8 protein-coding genes and 1 pseudogene are annotated in these 7,494 nt (G+C 57.9%); 6 read left to right on the top strand and 3 right to left on the bottom strand.

Translation table 11 applies throughout. From position 1 onward, the window contains the following. The coding region (gene gap, locus WFM46_RS21925) for a type I glyceraldehyde-3-phosphate dehydrogenase (protein ID WP_336998542.1) at positions 1-807 on the bottom strand (807 nt) is incomplete at its 3' end. A gap of 184 nt (positions 808-991) precedes the next feature. Between gap and cybB the strand changes: the two genes are divergently transcribed. After that, on the top strand, positions 992-1,519 hold the full coding sequence (cybB, locus tag WFM46_RS21920; protein ID WP_336998541.1) for a cytochrome b561: 528 nt from the start codon (positions 992-994) through the stop codon (positions 1,517-1,519). 9 nt (positions 1,520-1,528) lie between these two features. After that, positions 1,529-2,797, top strand: coding sequence for an MFS transporter (locus WFM46_RS21915; protein ID WP_336998540.1), 1,269 nt, complete (start codon positions 1,529-1,531; stop codon positions 2,795-2,797). Between the two features lie 77 nt (positions 2,798-2,874). Here the strand turns inward: WFM46_RS21915 and WFM46_RS21910 are convergent, their stop codons facing one another. Both WFM46_RS21910 and WFM46_RS21905 read right to left on the bottom strand, forming a co-directional pair. Further along, a complete protein-coding gene (locus tag WFM46_RS21910) occupies positions 2,875-3,093 on the bottom strand; it encodes a hypothetical protein (protein WP_103179773.1) in 219 nt (72 codons plus the stop codon). Positions 3,094-3,214: 121 nt separating this feature from the next. Continuing rightward, positions 3,215-3,397: a general stress protein gene (locus tag WFM46_RS21905; protein ID WP_103179772.1), complete on the bottom strand. Its 183-nt coding sequence runs from the start codon at positions 3,395-3,397 to the stop codon at positions 3,215-3,217. A gap of 314 nt (positions 3,398-3,711) precedes the next feature. On the opposite strand from WFM46_RS21905, the pseudogene WFM46_RS23930 reads away from it, so the two are divergent. The 4 genes and pseudogenes from WFM46_RS23930 to WFM46_RS21890 all read left to right on the top strand — a co-directional run. Continuing rightward, positions 3,712-3,946 (top strand): annotated as a pseudogene (locus tag WFM46_RS23930) (EamA/RhaT family transporter); the annotation flags it as partial. An 18-nt stretch (positions 3,947-3,964) separates the two neighbouring features. Next, on the top strand, positions 3,965-4,849 hold the full coding sequence (locus tag WFM46_RS21900; RefSeq protein WP_336998539.1) for a dihydrodipicolinate synthase family protein: 885 nt from the start codon (positions 3,965-3,967) through the stop codon (positions 4,847-4,849). Between the two features lie 161 nt (positions 4,850-5,010). Further along, positions 5,011-6,627 (top strand): mechanosensitive ion channel family protein, encoded by a 1,617-nt coding sequence (locus tag WFM46_RS21895; RefSeq protein WP_336998538.1) that lies wholly within the window; start codon positions 5,011-5,013, stop codon positions 6,625-6,627. 38 nt (positions 6,628-6,665) lie between these two features. Next, positions 6,666-7,494, top strand: an 829-nt coding sequence (locus WFM46_RS21890) for an OmpP1/FadL family transporter (RefSeq protein ID WP_336998537.1), incomplete at its 3' end; no start/stop codon positions are given.

Genomic DNA, 7,494 nt, shown 5'->3' with positions numbered 1-7,494 from the left:
GGATTCGTTGCCCTCGGTGGCCTTTTTCAGCGCCTGATGGATCTCATCCACGCTCACTTTTTTATCCAGAATAGAGACCAGCTCGGTGACGGAGCCGGTTTTAACCGGCACGCGCTGGGCGTGGCCTTTCAGCTTGCCGCTCAGGGCGGGGATCACCAGCCCAATGGCCTTCGCCGCGCCGGTGGTGTGCGGAATGATATTTTCCGCCGCGGCGCGGGAGGCGCGAAGATCTTTGCCGCGCGGCCCATCCACTAGCGCCTGGGTGCCGGTATAGGCGTGGATGGTGGTCATGGTGCCCGCCTTGATGCCAAAGGCGTCGTGCAGCACTTTCGCCAGTGGGGCCAGGCAGTTGGTGGTGCAGGAGGCGACGGAGATGATGGTGTCACTGGCCTCGATGGTGTCGTCGTTAACGTTAAAGACGATGGTTTTCATCTCGCCGGCCGGGGCGGAGATCAGCACTTTTTTGGCGCCCGCGTCCAGATGGGCCTGGGATTTCTCCTGCGAGGTGTAGAACCCGGTGCACTCCACCACCAGATCCACGCCCGCAGATCGCCACGGGATGTTTTTCGCCTCTTTCTCGGCGTAAACCGAAATGGATTTCCCGTCGACGATCAGCGCGTCTTCCGTGAAGTCGACGCTCCAGGGGAAGGGGCCATAGTTAGAGTCATGTTTTAACAGGTAGGCCAGCACTTTTGGCGACGTCAAATCGTTAATCGCCACCACGCTATTACTGTCCTGCGTTTCCAGCAACCGACGGAGAACCAGTCGGCCAATACGACCAAAACCGTTAATGCCAATCTTACTCATGATCTTCTCCTGTGTGATGTACGGGACGTTGAACTCATCCAGGATTAGACCATGAAGCCCAGCGAGGCAATTGAAGATGGCTCATCTGCACGGAAGTTTTTGAAAAATAGGGGACAATAATTAATGAATTTTTAACTGAAGCTGGGTTATTTTACGTTTTTTAGCCTTCTGTTCAGGAAAGACTATGCGCAATAAATACACCGGCCTGCAAATCACGATCCACTGGCTGGTTTTTCTGCTGGTGATCGTGGCCTACTGTGCCATGGAGTTTCGCGGCTGGTTCCCCCGCAGCGACCGCCCGCTGATCAATATGGTCCACGTTTCATGCGGTATCTCTGTACTGGTGCTGATGGTCGCGCGTCTGCTGGTGCGTCTTAAGTATCCCGCGCCACCGATTGTGCCTAAGCCAAAACCAATGTATATCGGCTTATCGCATCTGGGGCACCTCGCCATCTATCTACTGTTTATTGCGCTGCCGCTGATTGGGCTGGTGATGATGTATAACCGGGGCAATACCTGGTTTGCGTTCGGGCTGGGGATGCCGCACGCCGCCGAGTCCAATTTTGATCTCGTGGACACGCTGAAAGCGTGGCACGTCACCCTGGCGAAGCTGGGCTATTTCGTTATCGGGATCCACGCCTTTGCCGCGCTGCTTCACCACTACTACTGGAAAGACAGTACCCTCCTGCGCATGATGCCGAAAAAACGCTAAGGGGATCCTGTGTCCCGTAAGCTGCGCAAAGTGCTGTTTGCCACCGGTGTCGGCCATTTTGTTGAATGGTTCGATTTTGGGCTTTACGGCACGCTGGCCGCGTTTATTGGCCTGCACTTTTTCCAGGCTGACGATCCGGCGTTGGCGCTGCTGTCGTCGTTCGCGGTCTTTGGCGCCGGGTTTGTGATGCGTCCGCTGGGCGGGCTGTGGTTTGGCTCCCTCGGGGACCGCATCGGACGCCGGAGGGTGCTGGCGTCGGTGATCATGCTGACCTCGGGCGCCACCTTTCTGATCGGACTGCTGCCCACTTATTCGCAGGTGGGGCTTCTCGCCACGGTGCTGCTGGTGCTGGTGCGTCTGGTTCAGGGATTTGCCGCCGGGGGCGAAAGCGCAGGGGCCACCACCTTTCTGGCGGAATATGCTCCCGCCCGCCGCCGGGGCTACTTTACCAGCTGGATCGATAACTTCGGCTTTCTGGCTTTTGTTGCCGCCTCTGGCCTGGTGCTGCTGCTCACCACGGTGCTGGGAGAGGCGGCGATGAATGCGTGGGGCTGGCGCATTCCCTTCCTGCTCGCCGGGCCGCTGGGCTGGATTGGCCTCTACCTGCGTACCCATCTTGAAGACTCTCCCGAATTCCTGGCGCTGAAGCAAAGCCATAAAACCGAGGCCGCCCCGCTGAAGGTGGCGGTCACCACCGAGCGGCGCGCGCTGGGCTTCTGCATCGGTTTTGTGGTCATCAAGGCGGTGGGGCACTGGATGCTACAGGCCTTTATTCCCGGCTACCTGACGACGGCGCTGCGCTTTCCGACGCAGCAGGCATACCTTATTACCACGCTCGGGCTGTTAGCTGTGGCGGTGATGGTGCCCTTTATGGGGTATCTGTCGGACAGGTTTGGCCGCAGGCCGCTGATGCTGGCGGGCTGCATGGGGTTTATCCTCCTGAGCTGGCCTGCCATGGGATTGATGGCGCAGGGCGATATCGTCTCCGCGCTACTGGCGATGCTGTTGCTGGGGATCTGCATTGCCGCCTTTGACGGGGCCTGCTGCGCGGCTATTGCGGAGCTGTTTCCTACCCGGATTCGCTTTGGCGGTATCGCCATCGCCTATAACGTGGCGGTGGCGTTCTTTGGTGGTGTCACGCCGTGGTTCTCGGCCTGGCTGGTTCTGAAGAGTGGCAATCCGCTCGCCCCCGCGCTGTTTGTCATGATGGCCGCCCTGATCACCTTCCTGACGGTGTTACGGGCGAAAGAGAGCGCCGGATTGCCGTTGCGTCGCTAGGAGCGGCATAAAAAAGCCCGGCGGGGAAGGCCGGGCAAAAAAATAAACACAACAAATTTGCATCACTTAACAGCTGATTACTTCAGATCGCGGTGCGCCATGGCGTTGACCAGGTACGACTGACGCTGACTGAGCCTCACTTCACGGTCAGCGTCATCACGCTTGATGATATTGAGCGCCGGGCCGCCGCTATCCGGCGAACGCGTACACTCTGCATCCTCCGGAATTATCCAGCCAACATCATCACGGGTGCGATGATTATTGCGTGCGTTACGAACTCTTCGTCTCAAATGCATACTCTAACCTCCGTATATTATATCGGGCTGCGTTTGCATGGTGTGGCAAAATTGCCGCTCGGTACGTCCATGAATATATTGTCTGACATATCGCCGTTAGCGGAAAATATATCGCAGCGGATTACGCTGCGGGTTTGCGTCCGCCACCGCGACTATTTTGTCCGCCTTTTTTTCCCGCTTCGGATGCCCGCTGCGGGTCGTTCTTAAAGTTACCGCCGCTACTCTGTCCGCCTTTACGGCCCGCCTGGGATGCACGCTCCCGGTCTTCTGCGAAATTGCCGGAACCGCCTCGATGATTAGCCATAACTTGTCTCCAGTTTTTCGTTGAGAATACTTTTAAGGAAAACCAACTTCCTCAAATGCGTGCACAAATAAATGTAGACAGAACGGAACAAACGTCAATAAGCCTCCCGATGCGTTTTTTTCCTTGCTCATGGCTAACAAATTTTATTTTTTCACCGGCTCCAGGGAATATATCCTCGCTAATAAATAAGTTAGCATTCCTTATATATCTGACGAATAATTTCCGGGTGGTAAAGGGTGTTTGCAGATTCATAAAATAATTCCCTTTCTGAGGGAATTTAAGATAAGTCTTAGCGGCTCTGCTCAGGCTCAATGGCCGCGCTGGCCCGTAAATCGGGTGGCTGGCAGGCGATCAGCCGGGCGCTGATTATCGCACTACCTTTCATGGTGGTTGCCGCTCTGCTGACAATGCCTGCATCATTGCATGGGACAGGCTTTTCGGGCTGGGGCTCCCGCCACGCTGCTGCATGAGAGGGTGAGCCCGTTAATGGTGTTTATCATCTTTGGCGTGATTCTTTATGTCGTGGGATCACGAAAATTTGGCCGCTAATTTTATAAGGGATTCAGGATGTTTACAGGTCTGAGCGCATTTCCTCTCACGCCGTTGGTAAAGGGGGAGATTGATGAAAACGCCTTTGTTGCGCTGATTGAGGCGCTGGCGGCAGCGGGGGTAAATTCCATCGGCGCGCTGGGCTCCACGGGGAGTTACGCCTACTTAACCCGGGAGCAGCGTTTCGCCGCCACAAGGCTGGCGGTGAGTGCCGCCGCGGGCGTGCCGGTGATGACCAGTATCGGCAGCGTCAACGCAGAAGAGATCGTGAGACTGGCAGAGGATGCGCAAAAGGCCGGGGTAAGCGGTCTGCTGCTGGCCCCGCTCTGTTACCAGAAACTGACGGCGGAGGAAGTGTTCCGTCTGTACGAGCGCCTCTGCGGTGAAATTTCCGTTCCGCTCTGTATCTACGACAACCCGGCGACCAGCGGCTTTGAATTTAATGATGAACTGCTGGTGGCGCTGTCGTTTTTACCCAACATGGGTTCCATCAAGCTCGGCGATCTGCCTGCCGATCCGGCTGACGCCTTAGCCCGTGTGGCGAAGCTGAAAAGCCAGGTGGCGGCGGGGGTGACGATTGGCATCAGCGGTGATGCGCAGTCGGCTGCCGGTCTGCGGGCAGGGTGCGACGTCTGGTACTCGGTGCTGGCCGGACTTTTCCCGGATTATTGCCTGCGGTTGACGCAGGCGGCGCTGCGGGGGGATGTGGAGGAGACCCGGCGGCTTAACGGCGCGCTGGAGCCGTTATGGGGATTCTTCCGTCGCTACGGGAGTTTGCGGGTGATCGCGACGGTGGCGGAGCTGCGGGGAAGGGCTGCGGCGCCGTGTTTGCCTTTTCCGTTGCAGACGCTGGCGGGGGCGGAGCGGGATGCGTTGCAGGAGGTGGCAGAGCGGGTTTTGTAGGCCCGTGCAAGCGAAGCGCCGCCGGGCAATGCGCGGGCGGCCTGGCGATATCACCGAACTGATGGCAGATACGAAACGCTGGTCTAAGCTCAAGAAGGCACAGACCAGCGGTGTAGTGGGTCGTTAACAATAACGATAATTGCGCGTTTCGGGTGGTGGAAATGAACAGGATCCTGCTCGTCTTCTTAACGTGTTTTCTCTCTGGTTTTGTTTTTATCTCACAGGCCGCGGAGCCCCGCCAGGCCCCTACGGAGCAGGAGCGCGCCCGCACCCTCTATGTTTTTCATCAGCCCATTGTCATGCTGCAGGCGAAATTCGGCCTGACCACGCCCGAAGAGCGCGTGTTGCGTATCCGTAATACGCTGCGCAACTTTACCGAGGCGGACGTGCGGGAGCCGCTCAACATCGTGCCGGTCACGCGCTATAACCAGCAGGGAAGGTTGATTGTGATGAACGGCAAACCGGTGATGCTGCTGGCGCAGGCGGATCTGGACGAGGGCGATGATTTAACGCTGGATCAGGCCGCCCAGCGGGTGCTTACCCGGCTGGAAGCCCAGCGTATGGCCCTGCGCGATCAGTATGACTCAGGCTGGCTGGCGCTCTCCACTGTGAAAACGGTGGCGGGATTTCTGGTCTTTGTTCTCTTCTGTTACGGCGCTTACCGCTCGTGGCGCTGGGTGCAGCGTTTTTATCGTCGGCGGATCCTCGAAAACCGCAGCCTGATCCCCCATCGCTGGCGGCGCTTTATTGGCACCATTGAGACGCGCCTCTATGCCCTGCTGATGATTTTACTGGCTGTCGTGGCGTTTTATTTCTGGCTGAGCTGGGTCTTCAGCCTGTTTCCCTGGACCCGCGTCTGGGGCACCTCCCTGGGCGACTGGTCGTTCCGCGTGCTGCGGCAAATGGCGCTGTCGATTGCCTCAGCCATGCCGGGACTGCTGATTGTCCTGCTCATTTTTCTTCTTACCGCGGCGATCCTCAGGCTGCTGAAGTTTGTACTTAATCAGGTGGAAGCGGGGCGGCTACAGCTGCCGGGCATCCATCCTGAAACCGTCGGTGCCACCCGCAAACTGATTTCGGTGGTGGTGTGGCTGTTTGCCCTTTCGGCAGCCTACCCGTTTTTACCCGGCGCCAATTCGCTGGCGTTTAAAGGCATCAGCGTCTTCTTCGGCTTAATGCTCACCCTCGGCTCGGCGGGGGTGATGAACCACGCCATGAGCGGACTGGTGCTGATCTACTCCCGGGCGCTGCGCAAAGGGGACGTGATTCGGGTGGCGGATAACGAAGGGATGGTCAGTGAGGTTGGCATGCTCGCCACCAAGATCATCACCCGGGAAAACTACGTGGTGACGGTGCCCAATGCGGTGGTGGTCAGCGGCAAAATTACCAACCTCAGCGTGCAAAACCCGGACGGTGGGGTGAACCTGACCGTGGGCGTCACCATCGGCTACGACACCCCCTGGCGGCAGGTTCACGCCATGCTGGAGCTGGCCGCTAAACGGGCGCAGTGCATCGATCCTACCCAACCGCCGCTGGTGCGCCAGCTAAGCCTGATGGACTGGTATATCGCCTATGAGTTGCAGGTGCGGCTCCTGCCGGGGCAGTCGCTGGCGGTAGCCCGCAACGAACTGCACAGTAATATCCAGGACGTGTTCAACGAGTTCAATGTCCAGATCATGTCGCCGAACTTCGTGATGCAACCTGAGGGCGCGGTGATGGTGGCGAAAGATAACTGGTATCCGGCCCCGGCAACGGCGCCCGATGCAGAGAAAGGTTAAAGAAAAGAGCGGTACACTCCCTTACACGCAGGTGGCAAATGAAAAAATCGACACTGATTTGTCTCGGTCTGTTTTTCGCCCAGACAGGCCATGCCAGTGGCCTCTACTTCTATGAAATCGGCACGGAGGACACGGCACTTGCGGGAGCGGGGCAGGCGGCGCGCGCCCAGGATGCCTCCACTATCGTGACCAACCCGGCCGGCATGACTCGCCTGCCGGATCATATGTTTACTGGCGGCGTGCAGCTTATGGACGGGGATATCTCCTATACGCTGGATAACGAGGCGGGCAGACAAAGCCCGGGCGATATCATGAGCGTCTTCCCCAACGCCAGCGGCTTTTACGCGCAAAAAATTAATGACGATCTGTTTGCCGGGATCGGGCTGTACGGCAACTATGGCCTGGCAACCGACTATGGTGAGTGGGCGGGCGATCGGCTGCTTAAAAAGAGCGCGATGGTCGCCCTGACCTTAAGCCCCTCGTTGGCCTACAGGCTGAACGACCGGGTCTCGGTTGGCGGCTCGGTCAACGTTAACTACGGCCTCCTTTCCCTTACCCGCAACGTTGACGGCGATGATGAGACCGAAAAAGATCACGACTGGGCCATGAGCTATCGTCTGGGCTTACTGATGGAACTCACCGACCAGACCCGGGCGGGGATCACCTGGACCAGTAAAACCGAATATGACTTTAATATTGACGGGAAGGCGCGTTTCCCGAACTTACCCAACGTCGAATACGATCTGCCGCTCTCCGCGCAGGTCCGGGCGCCGCAGCAGATCATGTTAAGCCTGGTGCATGATATTAATCAGCAGTGGTCGGTGATGGGCGATCTGGGCTGGCAGGACTGGAGCCAGTTTGGTGCCC

It is taken from the genome of Leclercia sp. M50, assembly GCF_037150775.1.
GTDB lineage: Bacteria > Pseudomonadota > Gammaproteobacteria > Enterobacterales > Enterobacteriaceae > Enterobacter.
This window is presented reverse-complemented; position numbering and strand designations above follow the sequence as displayed.

Coding starts and splice junctions, on each gene's coding strand:
- WFM46_RS21900 (WP_336998539.1), top strand. CDS start 3,965: ATGTTTACAGGTCTGAGCGCATTTCCTCTCACGCCGTTGGTAAAGGGG.
- WFM46_RS21895 (WP_336998538.1), top strand. CDS start 5,011: ATGAACAGGATCCTGCTCGTCTTCTTAACGTGTTTTCTCTCTGGTTTT.
- WFM46_RS21905 (WP_103179772.1), bottom strand. CDS start 3,397: ATGGCTAATCATCGAGGCGGTTCCGGCAATTTCGCAGAAGACCGGGAG.
- cybB (WP_336998541.1), top strand. CDS start 992: ATGCGCAATAAATACACCGGCCTGCAAATCACGATCCACTGGCTGGTT.
- WFM46_RS21910 (WP_103179773.1), bottom strand. CDS start 3,093: ATGCATTTGAGACGAAGAGTTCGTAACGCACGCAATAATCATCGCACC.